This window comes from Crenobacter sp. CS_VA4 (assembly GCF_055597485.1).
In genome coordinates this window covers 17,048-38,956 of record NZ_JBVMAE010000005.1, presented here as the reverse complement: position 1 = coordinate 38,956, position 21,909 = coordinate 17,048, and the positions used below count along the sequence as shown (strand labels likewise).

Annotated in this window: 15 protein-coding genes; 9 read left to right on the top strand and 6 right to left on the bottom strand. The window is 65.0% G+C overall.

The window, feature by feature from the left end; translation table 11 throughout:
• Positions 1 to 102 precede the first annotated feature (102 nt).
• The 3 genes from ACZ2IA_RS06175 to ACZ2IA_RS06165 all read right to left on the bottom strand — a co-directional run bounded on the left by ACZ2IA_RS06175 (position 103) and on the right by ACZ2IA_RS06165 (position 3,774).
• Positions 103 to 1,734, bottom strand: coding sequence for a methyl-accepting chemotaxis protein (locus ACZ2IA_RS06175; RefSeq protein WP_470291705.1), 1,632 nt, complete (start codon positions 1,732 to 1,734; stop codon positions 103 to 105).
• Positions 1,735 to 2,254: 520 nt separating this feature from the next.
• The gene (locus ACZ2IA_RS06170) at positions 2,255 to 2,407 is read right to left on the bottom strand and encodes a DUF3096 domain-containing protein (RefSeq protein WP_470291704.1); all 153 of its coding nucleotides are present in this window, start codon (positions 2,405 to 2,407) and stop codon (positions 2,255 to 2,257) included.
• Positions 2,408 to 2,535: 128 nt separating this feature from the next.
• Complete coding sequence (locus tag ACZ2IA_RS06165) at positions 2,536 to 3,774, bottom strand: serine hydrolase domain-containing protein (protein WP_470291703.1); 1,239 nt, start codon at positions 3,772 to 3,774, stop codon at positions 2,536 to 2,538.
• Between the two features lie 532 nt (positions 3,775 to 4,306).
• Here ACZ2IA_RS06165 and ACZ2IA_RS06160 point away from each other — a divergent pair.
• Positions 4,307 to 4,522 carry an alkylphosphonate utilization protein gene (locus ACZ2IA_RS06160; protein WP_470291702.1) on the top strand — a complete coding sequence of 72 codons (216 nt, stop codon included), beginning with the start codon at positions 4,307 to 4,309 and terminating at the stop codon, positions 4,520 to 4,522.
• A 95-nt stretch (positions 4,523 to 4,617) separates the two neighbouring features.
• Here ACZ2IA_RS06160 and ACZ2IA_RS06155 read toward each other — a convergent pair whose 3' ends face one another.
• Positions 4,618 to 5,118: a BCAM0308 family protein gene (locus ACZ2IA_RS06155; RefSeq protein WP_470291701.1), complete on the bottom strand. Its 501-nt coding sequence runs from the start codon at positions 5,116 to 5,118 to the stop codon at positions 4,618 to 4,620.
• Between the two features lie 550 nt (positions 5,119 to 5,668).
• On the opposite strand from ACZ2IA_RS06155, the gene ACZ2IA_RS06150 reads away from it, so the two are divergent.
• Both ACZ2IA_RS06150 and ACZ2IA_RS06145 read left to right on the top strand, forming a co-directional pair.
• A complete protein-coding gene (locus ACZ2IA_RS06150; protein WP_470291700.1) occupies positions 5,669 to 6,403 on the top strand; it encodes a peptidylprolyl isomerase in 735 nt (244 codons plus the stop codon).
• 258 nt (positions 6,404 to 6,661) lie between these two features.
• Entirely contained in the window at positions 6,662 to 7,858 is a 1,197-nt protein-coding gene (locus ACZ2IA_RS06145; RefSeq protein ID WP_470291699.1) for a DUF2252 domain-containing protein, read from the top strand.
• A 497-nt stretch (positions 7,859 to 8,355) separates the two neighbouring features.
• On the opposite strand, the gene ACZ2IA_RS06140 is transcribed toward ACZ2IA_RS06145, so the two are convergent.
• A complete protein-coding gene (locus ACZ2IA_RS06140) occupies positions 8,356 to 11,169 on the bottom strand; it encodes a valine--tRNA ligase (protein ID WP_470291698.1) in 2,814 nt (937 codons plus the stop codon).
• 480 nt (positions 11,170 to 11,649) lie between these two features.
• Between ACZ2IA_RS06140 and ACZ2IA_RS06135 the strand changes: the two genes are divergently transcribed.
• The 3 genes from ACZ2IA_RS06135 to ACZ2IA_RS06125 all read left to right on the top strand — a co-directional run bounded on the left by ACZ2IA_RS06135 (position 11,650) and on the right by ACZ2IA_RS06125 (position 12,964).
• Positions 11,650 to 12,006 carry a hypothetical protein gene (locus ACZ2IA_RS06135; protein ID WP_470291697.1) on the top strand — a complete coding sequence of 119 codons (357 nt, stop codon included), beginning with the start codon at positions 11,650 to 11,652 and terminating at the stop codon, positions 12,004 to 12,006.
• Between the two features lie 16 nt (positions 12,007 to 12,022).
• Positions 12,023 to 12,184, top strand: coding sequence for a hypothetical protein (locus tag ACZ2IA_RS06130; protein ID WP_470291696.1), 162 nt, complete (start codon positions 12,023 to 12,025; stop codon positions 12,182 to 12,184).
• A 339-nt stretch (positions 12,185 to 12,523) separates the two neighbouring features.
• Positions 12,524 to 12,964, top strand: coding sequence for a T9SS type A sorting domain-containing protein (locus ACZ2IA_RS06125; RefSeq protein WP_470291695.1), 441 nt, complete (start codon positions 12,524 to 12,526; stop codon positions 12,962 to 12,964).
• Positions 12,965 to 13,030: 66 nt separating this feature from the next.
• On the opposite strand, the gene ACZ2IA_RS06120 is transcribed toward ACZ2IA_RS06125, so the two are convergent.
• Positions 13,031 to 13,789: a Mut7-C RNAse domain-containing protein gene (locus tag ACZ2IA_RS06120; RefSeq protein WP_470291694.1), complete on the bottom strand. Its 759-nt coding sequence runs from the start codon at positions 13,787 to 13,789 to the stop codon at positions 13,031 to 13,033.
• A 231-nt stretch (positions 13,790 to 14,020) separates the two neighbouring features.
• Between ACZ2IA_RS06120 and ACZ2IA_RS06115 the strand changes: the two genes are divergently transcribed.
• From ACZ2IA_RS06115 to pbpC, 3 genes are read left to right on the top strand one after another with little or no spacing between them, the layout of a single operon-like run.
• Positions 14,021 to 15,295: an Ig-like domain-containing domain gene (locus tag ACZ2IA_RS06115; RefSeq protein ID WP_470291693.1), complete on the top strand. Its 1,275-nt coding sequence runs from the start codon at positions 14,021 to 14,023 to the stop codon at positions 15,293 to 15,295.
• An 8-nt stretch (positions 15,296 to 15,303) separates the two neighbouring features.
• Positions 15,304 to 19,707 (top strand): alpha-2-macroglobulin family protein, encoded by a 4,404-nt coding sequence (locus ACZ2IA_RS06110; RefSeq protein WP_470291692.1) that lies wholly within the window; start codon positions 15,304 to 15,306, stop codon positions 19,705 to 19,707.
• On the top strand, positions 19,697 to 21,874 hold the full coding sequence (pbpC, locus tag ACZ2IA_RS06105) for a penicillin-binding protein 1C (RefSeq protein ID WP_470291691.1): 2,178 nt from the start codon (positions 19,697 to 19,699) through the stop codon (positions 21,872 to 21,874). Before ACZ2IA_RS06110 ends, pbpC begins: the two co-directional genes overlap by 11 nt.
• Positions 21,875 to 21,909: the final 35 nt, after the last annotated feature.

Sequence of the window (21,909 nt, the reverse complement as noted above, 5' to 3'; positions counted from 1 at the left end):
GCTGGGTTTTGTTAGCGGCTCTCAGTCAAAACGTTGGCCGAAAAGTAAAGGGCGAAGACGCTCAGCGCCTTCGCCCTTGCTGTTCCTACAGCTGGACCCGGCTTATAGGGTGAACTGCCGCACCACGCCGCCGAGCGTCTTGGCGCGGTCGAGCAGACTGGAGACGCCGTGCAGCGAGTCCTCGGCCGCCAGGCGGTTGTTGTCGGCGGCGCTGCTGACCGACTCGACATTGCCGGCCAGCTGCTGCGAGGCGTTGGCCTGCTCGCGCACCGCCGACGAGATCTCGCCCATGCCGCGCACGATGCCTTGAATCTGCGTGGTGAAGCCGAGCAAGGTGGCCTGCGCGTCGCCGGCATGCTGGACGCTGGCATCGACCCGGCCCACCGCATCACGCATGCCCGCTGTGGCGAGAGCCGAGTCTTGTTGGATCGAGTCGATCATCGTGCCAATTTCCACCGTCGCGCTGGCGGTGCGCTCCGACAGCTTGCGCACCTCGTCGGCCACCACCGCAAAGCCGCGGCCCTGCTCGCCGGCGCGCGCCGCCTCGATCGCCGCGTTCAGCGCCAACAGGTTGGTCTGGTCGGCGATATCTTTGATCACGCCGACGATCTTGTTGATCTCGTTGGCGCGCGCGTCGAGCTGGTCGAGCTGGGTCGCCAGCTGCGTCACCTCCTGCTGCACCGAGTGCAGGCCGCCGACCGCGGTTTCGATGTGGCTCACCGTGGCCTGCGTCTGCCCCTCGAACGACTCCATCAGCTGGCTCGCGTCCTCGGCCACGTCGGAGACGTGCGCCACGCTGGTCGCCAGTTCCTCGATGGCGGCGGCGCTGCCGTGCACGTCCTCGGCCTGCGTACGCGAACGCTGCGCCACTCCGCCGACCAGCTCGTTCAACTGGTGCGATACGTCTTCCACCGCGGTCGATTCGCGCCGGATCTCCAGCAGACGCTCGCGCAGCGCCGCCATGAAGGTGTTGAACGACTCGGCGATTCGGCCGACCTCGTCATTACTCCTCACCGGCATCGAGCGCACCAGGTTCCAGTCGCCGCCCGCCAGCCGCTGCAGCGCCTCGTTCAGCTCGTTGATCGGCTTCACCGTGCGCGCCGCGACCAACGACGCCACCAGCAAGGACAGCAGCAACAGCACCAGGCCGACACCCAAGACCTGCCACAGCACGGTCGAGCGCAGCGCTTCGACCTTGGCCAGCGACACATCGACGCCGACCACATAGCGCACCCCGTTGGCGGCGTTGAACGGCACGAACACCGAGCGGAACAGGCCGTACTCGCCACGGTACTCCTCGAAGTGGATCCGGCCGTCCTGCAGCGCCGCCGCCAGCCCCTGCGGAACCTGCTTGTATTCGGCCAGATACCAGTGCTCGAACTTGCCGGCCTTTACCTCGTCCGGGCTGCCCGAAGAACTGGTGTAGAGCACCCGGCCATCGCGCTCGATGGTGGTGTAGACATACGCGAGTTCGGACACGTGGGTGAAATCGGTAAGCCTGCCGGTCTGCTCGACATCCCCGGGGTTGCTCTGCGGCAACTGGTTATGAAAGTCGGTCCCGACGAGGCGCTGGGTAGCATACGCGGCGGTCATCAGCCGTTGATCGACGCCGCGCATTTCCGCGCCGACGATCGCGTCATAGGCGTAGAAAGAATAGACCGCCACCATCAGCAAACTGACCAACCCGAAGGTTGCCGACAGCTTTGCCTTCAGACCCCAGCCCCGGTTCACCATAACCACCCTCTTCCTGTCATCCATTTCACTTGAAATGGGATGAGATTTAGAGCCGCTAACAAAACGAGGCTTAGCCTCGTTTTGTTAGCGGCTCTATTGCCATGAAAGCAGCGAACCAGCCGGATGGGCTGGAGTCGACTGCACGCGCTTCGTCGAAGACGTAGCCACCATGCCGTCGGGCACTATCTCGCTTGTGCCCGCCCTGTTGCAACGCAACGAAGCGGCCGAATTTATACCCGCCATTAAGATAACGGCAAGTCATAACGACAAAATTTATGCCGATTGGTGGCCGAAGTGCTATAAAAATGTCCCATATTTGATATTTGTCTAAATTTTTATGCCAATGTCACCAACCCGGAACCTGGCTGCATCGGCCTTCTGTGTGCCAACCCGTCTGCCAGCGCCGCCAGCCGCCACCAAAAAGCAGTTGGCCGAACCGCAATAACACGGTTCGGCCAACGCATGAGGCCACAGAAGCATGACTGTTGCTTACCTCAGGGCAACGCTCCGATCGTTTTTATCAGGGATGAAGACCACCTGACCCCATCAGGCCAATTACCCCAATAACGATCAGATAAATGGCGACGATGAAGTTCAGCAATCGCGGCATGATCAGAATCAGAATACCGGCGATGAGCGATATCAACGGAGTAAGACCCAAGTGAATATTCATAGTGTCATCCTTTGCTTAGAGGACGTAGCCTGGGTGGGCTGCCTTGCCGTACGCCTACAGTCTGCGGCAGCGTCGCTTCGCTGGGTTTTAGCTGCGCAGAAACTCGGGTTAGCGGCTCAAAGTACGTCTCAGATAAACGGCATCAGCCGCAGGTCCTGCGCCTTGGCCATGCGTATCAGCAATTGATAGCCGATATTCGCCGACCAGTTGAAGCTGTTCTGCAACACCACCACGGCAGCATGGTGCTTAGGGTCGAGCCCGATAAAGCTGGTATAGCCGGCGACGAGGCCGATCTGATAGAACATGCTCTGGCCGTCGACACTGTCCTCGACCCAGGCGACCGCCGCCGCTTCTTTGTCGCGCTGGTAATCCACTTGCAGCGTATCCGCCAGAGCCTTGCCCAACGGTGAATCACCATTCCTCATATAGGCGGCCGCGAAAGTGAGCAAGTCACGAGCGGTCGAATGCATCGCCGCCGACCCTTTCATCAGATCGGTGAATTGCCAATCTGGTACCGGCTGCCCTCGGGAAATGAACTTGGGCTGATCCCCCGCGTAACCGCGCGCATGATGAAGAGCAGCCTGTGCCTCGAGCCCGTAGCCGGTATGGGTCAGCCCGAGCGGAGTCAGAATCCGCTGTTGCAGCAAGCTGTCCAACGACTGCCCCGAGCGCAGCTCCACCACATAGCCGAGCAGACCGTAGCCGATATTGGAATAGCGCGGCTCGACCGTCGACGGGGCGCTGAAATTGGCAAGATACTGCATCGCGAATTTGCGGTCGAAGTGCCGATAGAAGCTCTTGCCGGTAAACAGGTACTGCACGAAATAACCGAGCGTCTGTTCGGTAAACGGCTGGCGTGGCAATCCCGAGGTGTGCGTCGCCAACTGCTGCACGGTGATCTTTTTGGCATCGGCGCTGAGCTGAACATCGGCCGGCAGAATATCACCCAGCGTGTCATCCCAAGAGAGGATGCCCTCGTTCACCAGCTGTGCGGTGATCACCCCCAGAAACCCTTTGCTGAGCGAGCCGATGGCAAACTGCATATCGGCATCGACCGGCACCCCGGTGCTCTTGTCGGCGACACCATAGCCATAGAAATGGGGCAGGCCGTCCGGGGTCAGCACGCCCACGACGATGCCGGGCGTAATACCCTCATCCACCAGCGGACGAGCGAGCGAGTCGACTTCGTATTGCAGATTGCCACTACGCGCATAGCGCGCCGCCTCGGCATTACTCGCATCGACCTGAAACTTGGATAGCGTCCCGCACCCCGATAACAGCAGGCACGCCACAAACACCATCTGCGGCCGGACAAAACGCCTAATGCACAATCCCCAACGCACCGAAGACAACAACAAGCCGTTCACCTACCGTCTCCATCACTCACAAAAAAAAGACTGAATCCGCTGCACCACCAGATTCAGTCTCGATGCCGTTACTACACGTCAGACTTATCGGCGTAAGGCCGTAAGCCGCAAAGCCTGCCAGACGAGGCGGGATCGACCACCGCGCGACGCCGCCGACGAAGCGTCGCGGCCAAGGGCGCCAAGCCGTCAGCAACGACGCTATCGCACCCAAGGTGCGCGGCCGACTGTATACCCGACGCCGAGGCAATGACAAGCCGCTATCGCTACTTTTATGTCAATGCAGGACGGCGATACCAAGAAAATGTCCGATATTTGATAACCGGTGTAGTTTTATGAAATTAACATATTGCTATGCCGATCTGGTAGGCCTGGGTTCTACCCCGTGTCACCGCGGTTCGGCCAACCTTGAGCATCGCTCCTATCCGTCGATGCGGATGAGCAGCCTGTCCGCCACAACATAGCCCTACTCTATAGCCCTACTCTGAAGCGGGTATAATGGCCGATTGCCCACACGCACCCGCAAGGACACAACATGGAAGTACGCGACAGCAACGGCACCCTGCTCAACAGCGGGGACACGGTACAGGTGATCAAGGACCTGAAGGTGAAAGGCTCCTCCACCGTGGTCAAGCGCGGCACGGTGTTCAAGAACATCCGCGTCACCGAGGATGACGACGAGCATGTCGAGTGCCGCAACAACAAGATCAAGGGCCTGATGCTGAAGACCTGCTTCCTGAAGAAGGCCTGAGCTTGCTCCCTCTGACCGCCGCGCTGCCCATCAGCCGGCGGCGCTAACCCGGGATCGGGACGCGCCGCCGTTTATCGGCCGTACTAGCCGCGCCTTCAGCGCAGCCAGTGCACCCTCAGCAGCTTCTGAGCGTCGTTGTAATGGAACTCCAGTTCGCCCTGGTAGGCGTGGTGCAGCGCCTCGCCCAGGTCGCGCGCGAGATGGATGTCGGTAGTGGTGATGAGTACGCCCTCCCCATCCGGCTCGATCTCGATGATGCGGGCCTGCGGGTGTTCCGCCTTGGCCCTTTCTTCGTGGTGGCGGATCAGCGCGGTCAGCTCATCGCGATGGTCGACGAAAAACTTGCCGCCGACATGGACGAAACCGGCGGGGAAACGGTCGCGGATACGGTGGCAGGTGGCACAGACCACTTCCGAGGCGCCGCTCGGCCGCTCGCCCCATTGCCAGCGGCCGGCGTGAAAGACGGCACCGCAATCGGGGCAGACGGCGGGCTCGGGCGGCTTGTGCTGGAGCTTGTAGCTATCGTGTTCGCGTTCCTGGCGTAGCTGGTCGCGGCGGACGGTCTGGAAACCGTTGGGGGGTGTTCGAGAGGTCATGTCTGCTCCTCCTCAATAGAAAAACACATCGCGTAACCGGAAACCCCGTTCGGGTGTCCGGAGCGGTTGCGCCAGGTTGACCACCGTCAACCCTTGCGCAGGTCAACCCCTTGGCGAACCCCCACAGCGCCGGCGAGACCTCGTCCGGGTAGTTGGCCGCGGCGTCGAAGCACCGGAACACCTGCTTGCACCTCGGCCAGGTGGCCTTGCCTTCCGACTGACGTCGGCAATGACGAGGGCATCCCCCGCCAGCAATCGAGTTTCCCGAACCGCTGACATCGAGACCTCCCTATTGGGAGCCGTTCTATGCTCATGTTAGCCAAACACCAGACGCAAGTTCGCGACGAAATGCGTGACGCCGTCGATCGTAAAGGTCGCCGACGGTCACAGCGCGGTCGGTCGTTAGAATCGCTAACAAACCTGCAGCCAATTCGGATGCTGAAGGGCCACCGCCTGTAGGCATTGAGTTTGCGGAAAACGCCCCCAATTGCTGACACATTAGCGCGTGCCGCCCATCGGCCGCGCCCCCTTCAACCGAACAGGACCCCTCATGGCCATCACCGTAAACGGCGTTGAAATTACCGAAGCCCAAGTACAAGCCGAACAGGCAAACCATACCGACACCCCGAGCCCGCGCGACGCCGCCGTCCAACAACTGGTACTGCACCAACTGCTGCTGCAAAAAGCCAAGGAAAACGGCATCGACACCAGCAACGAAGGCCAGGCCATCGGCGCCCTGCTCGACAAGGAACTGCAATTCACCCCGGTAGACGAAGCCGCCTGCCTGGAGTTCTACAATGCCTACCCGGAACAGTTCAGCCAGGGCGACAGCGCCGTGGCCAGCCACATCCTGTTCCCGCTGGGCAACGGCGACGAACTGTCCAACACCCTGGCCCGTGCCAAGGCCGAAGGCGTGCTGGCCGAAGTGCAAGCCAACCCGTCGCGCTTCGCCGAACTGGCCAGCGAACACTCCACCTGCCCGTCCGGCAAACAGGGCGGCGAACTGGGCCAGTTCGGCCGCGGCCAGATGGTGCCGGAATTCGAGCAGGCGGTGTACAGCACCGACGCCGGCCAGATCACCCCGCACCTGGTCGAAACCCAGTTCGGCTACCACATCATCCAGGTAAACGACCGCCAAGGCGGCGGCAAGCTCGGCTTTGAAGAAATCAAGGACCGCCTGCAGCAGCACCTGAACGAAATGGCCGGCCGCCAGGCGATGCACGAATACCTGTCGACGCTGGTGAAAGCCGCCAAGATCGAAGGCTTTGCGATGCCGGGGCTGTAATTCCCCTTGCAGCAAGCATAAAAAAACCGGGCCCTTGGTCCGGTTTTTTATTGTCTGGGCCGCGGATGGCCGTGCACTGCCGTATCAAGCGCCAAACGGCTCGATCAGACAAGCTGAAACCGGGTGCCTAGCCGGCTCTTTGATGCTTTCGGCCAACCTTGATAGGCACCCTCGGGCCACGGCCGCGCAATCCGCCCCGGGCAGCACACTACCCCGCGGGCTACCATGACCCTATCACGCCGAGCGAGAGGAACCGCGATGCGCCTACCGTCCCCCGAGGAACGCCGCCCGCTCCTGCTGGCGCTCCGCAACCAGAAGATGGCGCGTTCGCCGCACGCCTATATGCGGGGCAATACCGTGCAATACTACGACTGGCTGCACAGCCAGCGCGGCCACGCGCTGCCGCACGGGCCGGCGGTGTGGATCTGCGGCGACTGCCATCTGGGCAACCTGGGGCCACTGGGCCACGCTGACGGCAAGGTGGTGGTGCAGATCCGCGACCTCGACCAGACGGTGATCGGCAACCCGGCCCACGACCTGGTGCGCCTGGCGCTGTCGCTGGCCACCGCCGCGCGCGGCAGCAGCCTGCCCGGCGTGATCACCGCACAGATGCTGGAACAGATGGTTCAGGGCTATGAGCTCGCGTTCAAAGGCCCGGACAGGCAACACAAGCAACGCCCCGAGGTGATCGACAGCCTGCTGCACGATTCCAAAGCGCGACGCTGGAAGCAGCTGGCCCGCGAGCGCATCGACAACCCCAAGCCCAAGATTCCACTCGGCAAACGCTTCTGGCCGCTCAGCGACGAAGAGCAGCAAGCCATGCACGAGCTGTTCCACACCGGAGGCCTGCGCCAACTCGCCACCCGGCTGAAGTCGCGCGACGACGATGCCAGGGTGGAACTGCTCGATGCCGCCTACTGGGTGAAGGGCTGCAGCTCGCTCGGCCTGCTGCGCTACGCGGCGCTGTTGGGCATCGACAACGGCGAGGAGCGCGACTACTGCCTGATCGACATCAAGGAGGCCACCCGCGCCGCCGCGCCGCGCCATGCCCGCTCCAAGATGCCGCGCGACAACGCCCAGCGCGTGCTGGTCGGCACCCAGAATCTGTCGCTCGCGCTGGGCGAACGGATGCTGGCCGCGCGCTTTCTCGACCGCGGCGTGTTCATTCGCGAACTGCTGCCGCAGGACCTGGCACTGCAGATCGAGCAGCTCGAGCCCGAGCAGGCAATGTGGATCGCCCGCTACCTGGCCTGGGTGGTCGGCACCGCCCATGCCCGACAGATGGACGAGGCCACCTGCAAAGCCTGGCTATCCGAGCTGAAACAGCAGCGTAGCAAAACGCTGGATGCCCCGTCGTGGCTGTGGCAGAGCGTGGTGCAGCTGGTGGCGAGCCACGAGCAGGGTTATCTGGAGCACTGCCGCAAGTATGCGTTGAGCCTGGAAAAGTCGTCCTGACTGACAGTGCTGCCATTGCCAGTCGCAACAAGGCGCAGCCAACGGCTGTCCAAGAAAAAACCGGGCAATGCCCGGTTTTTTCTTGATCGCCAATCGCGCTATCGATTCGGCCAACCTTAGCCAAGTTGGCCGAATCCCTGTCATCACCACTATTGCACGCATAGCCACTGCGACGATCCAGCCCTGTTACACCTTGCCGCAGCGCGTGCTCATCTCGAACAGCATGGTGCGGCCGCTATTGCTTTTCGCATAGCCGACCACCTTGGCACCACGCGCAATCGGCGCGGCCTTGATCTACACCGGATCCGCCACGGAGCCGATCACTTCCAATTATTTTGCGTCACATGCTCATGAGGCGGCGCTGAATGCACCGTCCAGTGAAGCTTTACGACAGTCGATGCCCAATAATCATATCGCGAATACGTCATCGCTTCGCTCTTCACGAGCACAAAAAAAGGCCGCCATCACTGGCGGCCTTTCGTTTGATTTAGAAGCAATTAACCCAACTTCGCCAACTGCCCCTTCAGCTTCTCCAGCTTGTCGCTGAATTCGGCCAGTTGCGCACGATCGCGCTCGACCAGATGCGCCGGCGCCTTGTCGGTGTAACCCGGCTTCTCCAGCTTGGCGGTGATCTTGGCCAGATCCGCCTCGACCTTGCCGATTTCCTTGCTCAGGCGCGCGGTTTCGGCGGCCTTGTCGATTTCGACCTTCAGCATCAGGTGGGCGTCGCCGCAGATCGCGACCGGGGCGTCGCCTTCCGGCAGCTTGGCGACGATGGAGGCGTCCGACAGGCGCGCCAGCAGCTTCAGGTACGGCAGGAAGTCGGCGTTGGCGGCGTCGCCCTGGACGAACAGCGGCGCCTTCACCGCCGGGCCCAGGCCCATTTCGCCGCGCAGGTTGCGCACCGCGTTGACCATGTCCTTGAAGACGTCCATCCGCGCGTTGGCGGCGGCATCGATCTTTGCCGGGACGGCTACCGGCCAGGCGGCCAGCATGATCGAGTCGGTCTTCTTAGCGTTGGCCAAGGGAGCCACGGTCTGCCACAGCTCTTCGGTGATGAACGGCATGATCGGATGGGCCAGGCGCAGCGCCACTTCCAGCACGCGCACCAGGGTCCGGCGGGTGGCACGTTGCTGCGCGTCGCTGCCGTTTTGCAGCTGCACCTTGGCGAGCTCCACGTACCAGTCGCAGTACTCGTTCCAGACGAATTCGTAGATGGCCTGGGCGGCGATGTCGAAGCGGTAGGTGTCGAACGCTTCGGTGACGGCAGCTTCGACCTGCTGCAGGCGGCCGATCAGCCACTGATCGACAAAACTGAACGCCAGCGGCAGCGATTCATCCTGGCCGCAGTCCTTGCCCTCGACGTTCATCATCACGAAGCGGGTGGCGTTCCACAGCTTGTTGCAGAAGTTGCGGTAGCCTTCGGCGCGCTTGAAGTCGAAGTTGACCGAACGGCCGAGCGTGGCGTAGCTGGCCATGGTGAAGCGCAGCGCGTCACTACCGTAGGCCGGGATGCCTTCCGGGAACAGTTTTTCGGTGGCCTTGGCGACATGCGGGGCCTTTTCCGGGCGGCGCAGGCCGGTGGTGCGCTTGGCGACCAGTTCGTCGAGCGCGATGCCGTCGATCAGGTCGACCGGGTCGATCACGTTGCCCTCGGACTTGGACATCTTCTTGCCTTCGTGGTCGCGCACCATGCCGTGGATGTACACGTCCTTGAACGGCACCTTGCCGGTGAAGTGCGTGGTCATCATGATCATCCGGGCGACCCAGAAGAAGATGATTTCGTAGCCGGTCACCAGCACGGTCGACGGCACGAAGGCACGCAGTTCGGCGGTGTCGTTCGGCCAACCCAGCGTGCTGAACGGCACCAGCGCTGAGCTGAACCAGGTGTCGAGCACGTCGTCGTCGCGACGCAGCGTCTTGCCCGGCGCCTTGGCCTGCGCTTCCGCCTCGCTACGGGCGACGTAGACCTTGCCATCCTCGTCGTACCAGGCCGGGATCTGATGGCCCCACCACAGCTGGCGGCTGATGCACCAGTCCTGGATGTTGTTCATCCACTGGTTGTAGGTGTTGACCCAGTTTTCCGGGATGAAGCGCACCTGGCCCGATTCGACCGCGTCGATCGCCTTCTGGGTGATGCTCTTACCGGTGGCGTCGCCGTCGGCGACCTTGGTCATCGCGACGAACCACTGGTCGGTCAGCAGCGGCTCGATCACCGAGCCGGTACGGTCGCCGCGCGGCACCATCAGCTTGTGCGGCTTGACCTCGACCAGCAGGCCGGCGGCCTCCAGATCGGCGACCATCTCCGCGCGCGCCTGCGCGGTGCTCAGGCCGGCGTACGCGGCCGGCAGGTCGATGCTGCCCTGCACCGAGCCGTCGAAGCCGAACACCTGCGCCTGGTCGAGGATGGTCGCGTCCAGCGTCATCACGTTGATCAGCTGGGTGCCGTGGCGCTTGCCGACCTGGTAGTCGTTGAAGTCGTGCGCCGGGGTGATCTTGACGAAGCCGGTACCGAAGGCGGCGTCGACATAGTCGTCGGCGATCACCGGAATCTGGCGGCCGGTCAGCGGCAGCTCGAGCATCTTGCCCAAGAGGTGCTGGTAGCGTTCGTCGTTCGGGTTGATCGCCACCGCGACGTCGCCCAGCAGCGTTTCCGGACGGGTGGTGGCGACGACGACCGCTTCGTCGCTGCCGACCACCGGGTAGCGGATGAGCCACATCTTGCCGTCTTCTTCCTCGGAGATCACTTCGAGGTCGGACACGGCGGTGCCCAGTTTCGGGTCCCAGTTCACCAGGCGCTTGCCGCGGTAGATCAGGCCCTGTTCGAACAGGCGCACGAACACTTCGCTGACGATCTCGGCGCGTGTGTCGTCCATGGTGAAGTATTCACGGCTCCAGTCCACCGAGCAGCCGACGCGGCGCATCTGGCTGGTGATGGTGCCGCCGGACACGTCCTTCCACTCCCACACCTTCTTGATGAAGGCGTCGCGGCCCAGGTCGTGGCGCGACACGCCCTGCTCGCCCAGCTGACGTTCGACGACGATCTGGGTGGCGATGCCGGCATGGTCGGTGCCCGGGATCCAGACGGTGTTGTCGCCCTTCATGCGGTAGTAGCGGGTCAGACCGTCCATGATGGTCTGGTTGAAGGCGTGGCCCATGTGCAGCGTGCCGGTCACGTTCGGCGGCGGCAGCTGAATCGCGAAGGACGGACGGCTCTCGTCCATATTCGGCTGGAAGTAGCCGGCCTGTTCCCACTGGTCGTACCAGCGACGTTCGATATTGCCCGGTTCGAAGCTTTTCTCGAGTTCCATTGTGCGCCTTGGAAATATGCTTTTTAGAGCCGCTAACAAAACGAGGCTTTGCCGAGTTTTGTTAGCGGCTCTTAGTTCAGATAAAGAAAATCTACTAACCGGCGGATCCAGTCCACCGGCCAAGAATGCGGATCGTGTGCATTGTATCAGCAGCCGCCCATACAGGCACCGTGCCCGGTCCTTGGCGGCTTGAGCGATGCGGGGCGCCAACTGTCTTGGCGACTAGCCGTGCCTGCGCACCCCGAGCCGCTTTCGACCCCGCCGAGCGCCCTTCCCCCGGACCTCTTCGCCGTGGCGCGTAGCGCAACCTGCGCGCTTGGTCGGCCGGCGCCAACCGAGCGGCTCCGCCGTCCTCACCACCCGAATCACTACCCCTCGTTGATCGCCGACTCGAGATCTCGCAACAACAATAACTTGCATAAGTAGCGATTACTATCTATCTTAATAGTGTTGACACCATCCAAGTCGAAGGTGAACGCCATGCTTATCCCAACTGCCAACACCGTCGTTACCTCGATCACTTCGCAACGCCAGCCCTGCGAAACCCAGGATCTCTACGGTGACGAGATGTTCACCCCAGAGGCGGCACGCCTGAACATGGTGGAACGCGCCCTGCAGCTGTATCGCGACCATCGCCTCGAGATGAGTTACATGGTCGACCACGTCGGTGTCACCGGTGACCGTGACATCGCGCGTGACGCGGTGTCCGAGGACGGCAGCCTCCATTACGTGGTGCTCAATGTGTTCGAAGCGACGCTGCGGGTCTACGACGAATCGGCCACGCTCTGCGACGTGCTGAACATCGAAGTGGCCGAGCTCACCCCCGAGGCGACCTAAGGACGGCTATCTGTCGTTGTTCCCGCCCTCGTTCCTGGCGCTGGATAAGCCGTGGACGGCGCTGTCGGGGGTGGAGGCCGGCCGGGTCGTAACCGACGCGCTGCTGCTGGTAATGGCCATCCTGGCATTGCTGTTAACTGGCTGGCTGCTGTATTTCCTGCTGAAAGACCTGGATTGAGACCACCGTGCCGCTACCTGGCCTGCCCTCCTCGGCCTGGACTTCGCCATGATCACGCTAGTGATCTTCGATGCCTGTCGGATGACGGCCGACGATCCGGAAAGATGACGATGCGCCGTCCGAACACCAGCCGACACTTACGCAAGTGCCAAAAACGCCCAGCCGGCGAAGCCTTGTCAGGCAAGGCTTGAGACGAATCGCTATCACCTGCAGTAGCTAACGAATGGGAACTTGTCGGCGCCACCAGGGGTCTAGCCTAAACGGGTCGGGTCAACCGCAAGCGGTTCCCGGCGAGCACTCTGGATTGTCCAGCAACCTGAAATTAAGGAGAGGACACCGATGACTCCAACCCATCTCAGCAGGACCCTGCTCACCACCATCGTCACCAGCCTGATGCTGGCGTCGCCGATCTTTGCCGCCGACCTGCCTTCGGTGCAGCAGTCAGGAACCATCGAATACCTGACCGGCGGTATCGGTAGCGACGAGTCGGACGCGATGAAGGCCGAAGCGCGCCACTACCCGCTGGCGATCGAAATGGCCCGCGCGTCGAAAGACGGCGGTAAGTTCGTCGCTGACGTCGATGTGACGATCCACACCATCAAGGGTAAACCAGTGTTCGAGGCCAAGAGCACCGGCCCGTTCATGCTAGTGAAGCTGCCTCCGGGCAACTACATGGTGAAAGCGACGCTCGACGGCGTGACCAAGCAGCAAAAGGTCAGCGTCGGCGCCAAGGGCAGCAAACATATTTCCATCATCTGGCCGGCAACCCCTGAGTTATAAGTCAGGTCAGCTGGACCATCCGACCGCCACCTTGCGTGGCGGTCTTTTCATGCAGACCGGTTCGGCCTAGCTAGCCTCATCCGCCGCCGACGTCATCAGCCTGTCGAGCAGCGCCTGCATCCGCTGCCAGTGCGAGCCTTCCCAGAACACCCGCCGGCAGACGTCGCAGGTGATAAAGCGCGCCTGCTGCGCGAACACCCCCGGCGGCACCCGTCCGGCCACCTGCTCCTTGGCGATTTCGCGCAGCGGCGCGTTGCACTCCATGCACAGCGTGAACGGCCGGACACTGCCGGCCAGATCGAGCCGGACGAACAGCTCGCGCAGCTGCGCCTCGGGCCGCAATGCCCGTACGTAACAGCCGTGGCTGATGCTGCGTCGTTTCAGCAGCTCGCGGTCGCGGGTCAGCACGATGCGGTGCTCGCGCGCCGCGATCGCCTCGATGTCCTCGTCCGGATAACCGTTGTCGTACAGCGTATCGAAACCGGCCATGCGCAGTTTGTGCGCCAGCCCGCCGAGGTGGGCGTCGGCGATGAAGCGCGGCTGGCGCAGCGGCGCCTCGCGTACCCGCAACACCGGGGTGACGTCGAGCGCCTCGAACACCGGGTAGACCGCCACCTGGTCGCCGTCCTGCAGCAGTCTGTCGAAGCCGACCGACTCGCCGTTGACCAGGATCAGCTCGACCTCGGTGTGCGGCACACCGAGCGCCTCGATGGTGTGCTTCACCGTCGCATCCACCGCGCAGACACGGGCGACCCCGCGCTGGCGCTGGTCCGGCGCGAGGAAGTCGTTGAGCTCGGCGTAGAAGCGGAAAGTGGCGGTGATCATGAGCACAGTATCGCGCATAAGGTTGGCCGAAGCAGGAAGGCTGATGACGGCAACGAATGTCCGCTAATCGATCCCGGCTAGACGCCCTGCCACACCAATAGTCAAGACAGCACTCCGAGCTCAGGGGCGGCCGCGCAGAAACCCCCATTGCATTCAGCGACACAGAGCAGCAGACGCGCAATGTTATGATGTATGAATTATTAGATATTGCGCAGAGCAAAGGAAGCACGGATGAAAACCATCCTGTATTTCTTGGTGGGGACTGTACTCTGGCTGAGCAGCGGAGTAACACAAGCCTCCGGAGTTGCCGCCTTCAGCCCGCAAGGCGAGGTGCGCAGCCCAAGCCAGGTGCGGGTCAGCTTCGACAGCCCGATGATCCGCCTGGGCAACAGCGAGGCCCCGGCGCCGGTGCAGTGGTCGTGCGCCCTGCAGGGCAAGGCACACTGGGTCGACGACAAGACCTGGGTGCTCGACATCAAGAACGCCCCGCCCGCCAATACCCAGTGCCGCTTCGCCCTCAAACCCGGTCTAAAAGACGTACAAGGCAGCCCGCTGTCCGCCGCCAGCTACGCCTTCACCACCGGCGCGCCCGCCATCGTCACCAGCTGGCCCTCCGACGGCGAGCTGATCGAGGAAGACCAGGCCTTCGTGCTGCGCGTCAACGCCCGCCCCGCCGCCCTGCCCGGCCTCTATTGCCAGTCGGCCAGCCTGCCCGAGCGCATCCCGGTCACGCCGCTGGCCGCCACCGAGCGCAAGCTGCTGATCCGCCACCTGAAGCTCGACAAGGACGCCGACAGCATCCTGGCCGTGCGCTGCGGCCAACGTCTGCCGCCGGACAGCAAACTGACCCTGGTCAACCCGCGTGGCCGCGGCACGCCGGATCGGATCGAGTACAAGGTACGCCCGCCGTTTACCGCCACCTTGAGCTGCAGCCGCGAAAACGCCCAGGGCGCCTGCATCCCGTTCAAGCCGCTGGTGCTGAACTTCTCCACCCCGGTGCCGGCCAAGCTGGCCGCCGCCGTGCGGCTGAAGGTGGCCGGAGCCGAGCGCCAGCCCGCTGCGCAGGGCGACAACCGCGGCCGGCCGGTGGACAGCATCAGCTTCGCCCCGCCGTTTCCGCCGCGCGAGACGCTGACGCTCAGCCTGCCGGCCGACTTCAAGGACGAGGTGGACCGGCCGCTGACCAATGCCGGCAAGTTTCCGCTGGCGATCCGACTGGCCGACTTCCCGCCGCTGGCCAAGTTCGCCGCCGCGCCGTTTGGCATCATCGAGGCCGGCCCGGACGCGTCGCTGCCGATCACGCTGCGCGGCGTCGAGGCCCAGCTGCCGATCAAGGCGGTGCAACTGGGCGGCCAGCGCCTGCGAGTCACCGACGACCGGCAGATGCTCGCTTGGCTCGGCAAGATCGCCCGTTACCACGAGAGCAGCATCGACGTCGGCCGCGGCAAGATGATGGAGAGCCGCCGCCTGTCGCTGCTCAACCGGACAAGGGCGCCCGCCGCCTGACGCTGCCGGTGCAGCCGGACGCCAAGGGCAAGTGGCCGTTCGAGGTGGTCGGCATTCCGCTCGCGCAACCGGGCCTCTATATCGTCGAGGTGGAATCGCGGCTGCTCGGCCAGTCGCTGCTCGGCGGCAACACGCCGATGTACGTGCGCACCGCCGCGCTGGTCACCAATATGGCAGTGCACTTCAAGCGCTCGCCGGAAAACGCCGCGGTGTGGGTCACCAGCCTCGACAAGGCGCGCCCCGTCACCAATGCCGAGATTCACGTCTACGACTGCAAGGGCCAGCCGCTGTGGCAGGGCCGCACCGACCCGCAAGGGGTGGCGCGCATCAGCAGCCGGCTGAACGAAGCCAGTTGCGACAACGACGAGTTGTCCGGCTTCTTCATCACCGCGCGCAGCAAGGATGCCGCCGGCCACGAGGACGTGTCGTTCGCCCGCTCGACCTGGAACCGCGGCATCGAGGCCTGGCGCTTCCCCTTCCCGACCGGCAGCGGCGACAGCCCGGCGATCATCGCGCACACGGTGATGGACCGCACCCTGCTGCGTCCCGGCGAAACCGTGTCGATGAAGCATTTCCTGCGCGTGCAGAACGGCCAGGGCCTGGCCCTGCTCAAGGCCGGCCAGTTACCCGAACAGGCCCGGCTGGTGCACCAGGGCAGCAACGACGAGTTCACCCTGCCGCTTGTCTGGCGCCAGGGCCGCTACGCCGAATCGAGCTTCGCCCTGCCCGCCGTCGCCAAGCTCGGCGAATACAGCATCTACCTGGAGCGCAAGGGCAAGCGCGGTTCGGCCGACAGCGCACTGCCGGCCAGCCCGGAACTGGACGGCTATTCGCTGGAGAGCGGCAGCTTCCGGGTCGAGGAATTCCGCCTGCCGACGATGACCGGCCGGATCAGCGCGCCGCCCGGTGCCGGCATCGCCGCCCGCGACCTGCCCTTGAACGTGTCGCTGGCCTGGGGCAATGGCGGCCCGGCCAAGGGCTGGCCGGTCGAGGTCAGCGCGATGCTGGAGCAAAGCTATTCCAGCCTGCAAGGCTACGAAGCCTTCAGCTTCAACCCGCCTGACCAGCCCTCCGGCGAAAACCAGGCCACGCTGGACGGCAAGGTGGTGCTCGACAAGGCGGCGCTACGCCTGGACGACAACGGCAACGGCAAGACCACCATCAAGGGACTGCCCAAGCTCGATCGCCGCTACGACCTGGTCAGCGAGGTGGCCTACCGCGACCCGAACGGCGAGGTGCAGACGCTGTCGCGGCGCATCGCGCTGCTGCCTTCGGCGGTATTTGTCGGCATCAACGTCGACAGCTGGGTATCGGTAGGCAGAACCCTGAACCTGAAGACCGTGCTGCTCGACATCCGCGGCAAGCCGCTCGCCAACAAGCCGGTGACGGTCAAGATGGTCGAGCACCGCTACCTGTCGACCCGCAAGCGCCTGGTCGGCGGCTTCTACGCCTGGGAGCACGACGAGGAAACCGCCGCCAAGGGTCAGGTGTGCCAGGGCAAGACCGACGCGCGAGGCCTGCTGCTGTGCGATGTGGCGCTGAAGGACGAAGGCAGCATGGAGCTGATCGCCGAGGCGCAGGACGACAAGGGCAACGCCGTGCAAAGCGCCCAGCGCATCTGGGTCAGCCGCCACGACGAGCTGTGGTTCGACGTCGACAACAACGACCGCATCGACGTGCTGCCGGAAAAAACCAGCTACGCCCCCGGCGAGACCGCCCGTTTCCAGGTGCGCATGCCGTTTCGCAAGGCCACCGCCTGGGTGGCGATCGAGCGCGAAGGCATTCTCGACACCCGGGTCGTCGAGATCGAAGGCAAGCACCCGGTGATCGAGGTGAAGGTGGAGCCGGGCTGGACGCCGAACGTCTACGTCTCGGTGCTGGCGGTGCGCGGCAGACTAAGGGAAGTACCGTGGTACTCGTTCTTCACCTGGGGCTGGAAGACCCCGCGCGACTGGTGGGACGCGTTCTGGAACGAGGGCGGCGATTACACCGCGCCGACCGCGCTGGTCGACCTGTCGCGCCCGGCGTTCAAATACGGCGTGGCCGAGATCAAAGTCGACGACAAGATCAACCACCTGAGCGTCGAGGTCAGCCCCGAGCACAGCAAGTACGGCATCCGCGAGACCGCCCACGTGCGGGTACGGGTGCGTCTGCCGGACGGCAAGCCCGCCCCGGCCGGCACCGAGGTGGCGTTCGCCGCGGTCGACGAGGCGCTCTTGGAGCTGCAGCCCAACCGCAGCTGGGAGCTGCTGGAAGCGATGCAGCAGCGCCACAGCTACGGCGTGGAGACCGCCACCGCCCAGCTCGAGGTAGTCGGCAAGCGCCATTACGGCCGCAAGGCGCTGCCGCCCGGCGGCGGGGGCGGCAAGGCGCCGACCCGCGAACTGCTGGAGACGCTGTTGACCTGGCAGCCGCGCGTGGTATTGGGCGCCGACGGCACCGCCACGGTCGCGGTGCCGATCAACGACGCGCTGACCCGCTTCCGCCTGGTGGCAGTGGCCGACGTCGGTCGGCAGCAATTCGGCAGCGGCAGCAACAGCATCACCGTCAGCCAGGATCTGCAGATCAGCTCGGGGATACCGCCGTTGGTGCGCGAGGGCGACCAGCTGAGCGCCGCGGTGACGCTGCACAACGGCAGCGAACGGCCGCTGACCGTCAGCGTGAGCGCGGCGGCGCCCGGCCTGCCGACCCTACCGGCCCGCACCCTGACCATCCCGGTCGGCGAAGCGCGCGAAGCCAGTTGGCCGATCACGGTGCCGAACGGCCTCGCCGAGTTGAAGTGGACCTTTGCGGCGCATGAAGCCGCCGGCAAGGCCGCCGACCGACTGGCGATCCGGCAGCAGGTCGACCCGGCCGTGCCGGTGACGGTGCAGCAAGCCACACTGGTGCAGCTGGAGCCGAGCCAGGCTATCCCGGTCGGACTGCCCGCCGATGCGCTGCCGCAGCGCGGCGGCCTGCGCGTCAGCCTGCAGGCCAAGCTCGGCGATTCACTGCCCGGGGTACGACGCTGGTTCGAGGCCTATCCCTATGTCTGCCTGGAGCAGCGCACCTCGGTGGCGCTGGGGCTGCATGACAGGGCGCGCTGGGACAAGCTGATGGGCGAGCTGTCGCTGTACCAGGACAGCAGCGGTCTTGCCGCCTACTTCCCGCTCGGCGAGGGCGACGGCGATCGTGGCAGCGACGTGCTGACCAGCTACCTGCTGGCGGTAGCGCACGAGTCCGGCCAAGCGATTCCGGAGCCCCCCCGCCAACGCCTGCTCGACGGCCTGACGGCCTTTGTCGAAGGACGGCTCAAGCGCGAGCTGCCGCTGTCGCGCCAGGATCTGGACGCCCGCCGCCTGACGGCGATGGAGGCGCTATCGCGCTACGGCCGCTTCACCCCGCGCATGCTCGACGCGCTGAACCTGCAGCCGCAATCGTGGAGCACCGCGATGCTGATCGACTGGGCAAGCCTGCTGGGCCGCGTGCCGACCATCCCCAACCGCCCAGCCAGGTTGGCCGAAGCCGGCAATCTACTGCGCAGCCGGCTCAGTTATCAGGGCACACGCCTCGCCTTCAGCACCGAGCGCGACGATGCCGCCTGGTGGCTGATGGGCAACGGCGACGTCAACGCCGCGCGACTGCTCCTGGCGGCGCACGCCCTGCCCGACTGGCGCGCCGACCTGCCGCGCCTGTTGACCGGCCTGTTGGGCCGCCAGGACAAAGGTCACTGGCAGACCACCACCGCCAACCTGTGGGGCACGCTGGCGGTCGCGCAGTTCTCGCGCCAGTTCGAGACCGTGCCGGTCGGCGGCAACACCAGCGTCTCGCTCGGCGAGCAGCGCAAGAGCGTCGCCTGGCAGGGCGACAAGACCGCGGCGCTGCCGCTACTGCCTTGGCCCGCCGGCGGCAGCGGTACGCTGCAACTGAGTCACCAGGGCACAGGCGCGCCGTGGGCGACGGTGCAGGCAGAGGCGGCGGTGAAGCTGCGCGCACCCCGTTCGGCCGGCTACACGGTGCGGAAGACCCTAAGCCCGGTCAGCCAGAAGACCGCCGGCCAATACCAGCCGGGCGACGTGGTGGAGGTGACGCTGGACGTGGACGCCCAGGCCGAGATGAGCTGGGTGGTGGTCGACGACCCGATCCCGGCCGGCGCCAGCCTGCTCGGCAGCGGCCTCGGCCGCGACTCGGCCATCGCCAACGCAGGCACCGCCCGCGACAACGACGAGGCCGATTATGTCGAGCGGCGCTTCTCGGGCTACCGCGCCTACTACGGCTATGTGCCGCGCGGCCGGCTGAAACTGCAGTACCGCATGCGCCTGAACAACCCGGGCAGCTTCCAGCTGCCGCCGACCCGGGTGGAGGCGTTGTACGCGCCGAGCGTGTTCGGCCAACTGCCCAACCCGGTGTTCAAGGTCGTCGATGCCAAATAGACCGCTCTGGCGCTGGCACCTGTTCGCCCTGCTGCTGGCGGCGCTGCCCGCCACCTGCCACGCCCTGCCGAGCTTCGCCGAGGTCAAGGCGGCCTGGCGGCCGTCCGACGTGATCGTGCTCGACCGCTTCGGCCAACCTTTGCAACGGCTGCGGGTCGACAAGCAGGCGCGCCGGCTCGACTGGGTGACGCTGTCGGATACCTCGCCGGCTTTGCGCCATGCGCTGCTGCTGTCCGAAGACAAGCGCTTCTACGAGCACAGCGGCGTCGACTGGGCCGGTGTCGCCGCGGCCGCCTGGGGCAATCTGTGGAACACCCGCACCCGTGGCGCCTCGACGCTGACCATGCAGCTGACCGGCCTGCTCGACGCCGACCTGAAAGCCGGGCGCAACGGCCGGGACGTCTGGCAGAAGGTCGGCCAGAGCTGGTCGGCCACTTGGCTGGAAACGCATTGGAGCAAGGCGCAGATCCTCGAGGCCTACCTGAACCTGGTCGGATTCCGCGGCGAGCTGGTCGGCCTGTCGGCGCTGTCGGCCACGCTGTTCGGCAAACTGCCCAGCGGCCTCGACAACGAAGAATCGGCCATCGCCGTCGCGCTGATCCGCGCACCGAACGCCCCGGCCGACCGGGTGGCCGAGCGCGCCTGCCGGCTGCTCAAGGACCTGCAGGCCGGTCGGGCCGACTGCACCGGGCTGGCGATCCGCACCCGCCAGGCGATGGCGCGCAAGGACGCCCCCGACCCGTTCGCCAGCCAGCTGGCGCCGCACTTTGCCCGCAAGCTGCTGGCGCGCCAGCCTATAGCCGCCGGCACCCGGGTCACCAGCACGCTGGACGCCGGGCTGCAGCGCTACGCCAGCAGCGTGCTCAAGCGCCACCTCGCCGCACTGGCGCAGCGCAATGTCCAGGATGGAGCACTGCTCGTGCTCGACAACCAGAGCGGCGACATCCTCGCCTGGATCGGCTCGAGTGGTCTGCTGTCGGCGGCGGGCGAGGTGGACGGCGTCACCGCGCTGCGCCAGGCCGGCTCGACGCTGAAACCGTTTCTCTATCAACTGGCGCTGCAGGGCCACTGGCTGAGCGCCGCATCCTTGCTCGACGATAGCCCGCTCGACCTGCAGACCGCCTCGGGCCTGTACGCGCCTCAGAACTACGCCAAGGATTTCAAGGGTCTGGTGTCGGTGCGCACCGCGCTGGCCTCGTCGCTGAACGTGCCGGCGGTGCGCACCATCGAGATCGTCTCGCCGAGCCGACTGCGCGACCGGCTGTTCGACTTGGGGCTGAGCAGCCTGGTGCAGGATGGCGACTATTACGGCTACAGCCTGGCACTGGGCGCCGCCGACATCCGCCTGATCGATCTCGCCAATGCCTACCGCACCCTCGCCAACCAGGGGATGTACAGCGCGCCGAACTGGACACTCGGCACCCGCCGCCTCGCGCCGCAACGCAAGCTAGATGCCGCCAGCAGCTTCATCGTCGCCGACATCCTGTCCGACCGCACCGCGCGGGCGCGTACCTTCGGGCTGGAGAGCGCGCTGTCGACCCGCTACTGGAGCGCGGTGAAGACCGGCACCAGCAAGGACATGCGCGACAACTGGGCGGTGGGGTTTTCGCGCCGCTACACGGTGGCGGTGTGGGTGGGTAACGCCAGCGGCGCGCCGATGTGGGACGTGTCGGGCATGCACGGTGCCGCCCCGGTGTGGCTGGCGGTAATGGACCGGCTGCAACAGGCGGCCCCACCGTCGTCGCCCCCGGCGGCGCCGGCCGGGGTGGTACGACGCAACGTGCACTACGCCGGCAATGTCGAGGCGCCCCGGCAGGAGTGGTTCCTTGCCGGCACCGAGCGCACCCTGATCGTGCCGGAACGCGACCGGCAGGCCAACCAGCCCCCCGGCATCGTCGCGCCGCTCGACGGCAGCCTGTTCGCGCTCGATCCGGACGTCCCACCGGCCAACCAACGCATGGTGTTGCGCGCCCACGGCGTCCTGCGCGCCCAGTGGTGGATGGACGGCCGGGTCATCGGCCACGGCGCGACGCTGGCCTGGTTTCCCTTCCCCGGCCGCCATCGCCTGGAGCTGCGCGACGACAAGGGCAGGACGATCGACCGGGTCGGCTTCGCCGTGCGCGGCGCCAGCGCGATAGCCCGGCCGAACGGCCCGCCGCGTCCATAGCGCCAGCCCGGCAAAAACAGATTGAAAGGCTGGGC

Coding starts and splice junctions, on each gene's coding strand:
- ACZ2IA_RS06175 (WP_470291705.1), bottom strand. CDS start 1,734: ATGGTGAACCGGGGCTGGGGTCTGAAGGCAAAGCTGTCGGCAACCTTC.
- ACZ2IA_RS06170 (WP_470291704.1), bottom strand. CDS start 2,407: ATGAATATTCACTTGGGTCTTACTCCGTTGATATCGCTCATCGCCGGT.
- ACZ2IA_RS06160 (WP_470291702.1), top strand. CDS start 4,307: ATGGAAGTACGCGACAGCAACGGCACCCTGCTCAACAGCGGGGACACG.
- ACZ2IA_RS06155 (WP_470291701.1), bottom strand. CDS start 5,118: ATGACCTCTCGAACACCCCCCAACGGTTTCCAGACCGTCCGCCGCGAC.
- ACZ2IA_RS06150 (WP_470291700.1), top strand. CDS start 5,669: ATGGCCATCACCGTAAACGGCGTTGAAATTACCGAAGCCCAAGTACAA.
- ACZ2IA_RS06145 (WP_470291699.1), top strand. CDS start 6,662: ATGCGCCTACCGTCCCCCGAGGAACGCCGCCCGCTCCTGCTGGCGCTC.
- ACZ2IA_RS06140 (WP_470291698.1), bottom strand. CDS start 11,169: ATGGAACTCGAGAAAAGCTTCGAACCGGGCAATATCGAACGTCGCTGG.
- ACZ2IA_RS06135 (WP_470291697.1), top strand. CDS start 11,650: ATGCTTATCCCAACTGCCAACACCGTCGTTACCTCGATCACTTCGCAA.
- ACZ2IA_RS06125 (WP_470291695.1), top strand. CDS start 12,524: ATGACTCCAACCCATCTCAGCAGGACCCTGCTCACCACCATCGTCACC.
- ACZ2IA_RS06120 (WP_470291694.1), bottom strand. CDS start 13,789: ATGATCACCGCCACTTTCCGCTTCTACGCCGAGCTCAACGACTTCCTC.
- ACZ2IA_RS06115 (WP_470291693.1), top strand. CDS start 14,021: ATGAAAACCATCCTGTATTTCTTGGTGGGGACTGTACTCTGGCTGAGC.
- pbpC (WP_470291691.1), top strand. CDS start 19,697: ATGCCAAATAGACCGCTCTGGCGCTGGCACCTGTTCGCCCTGCTGCTG.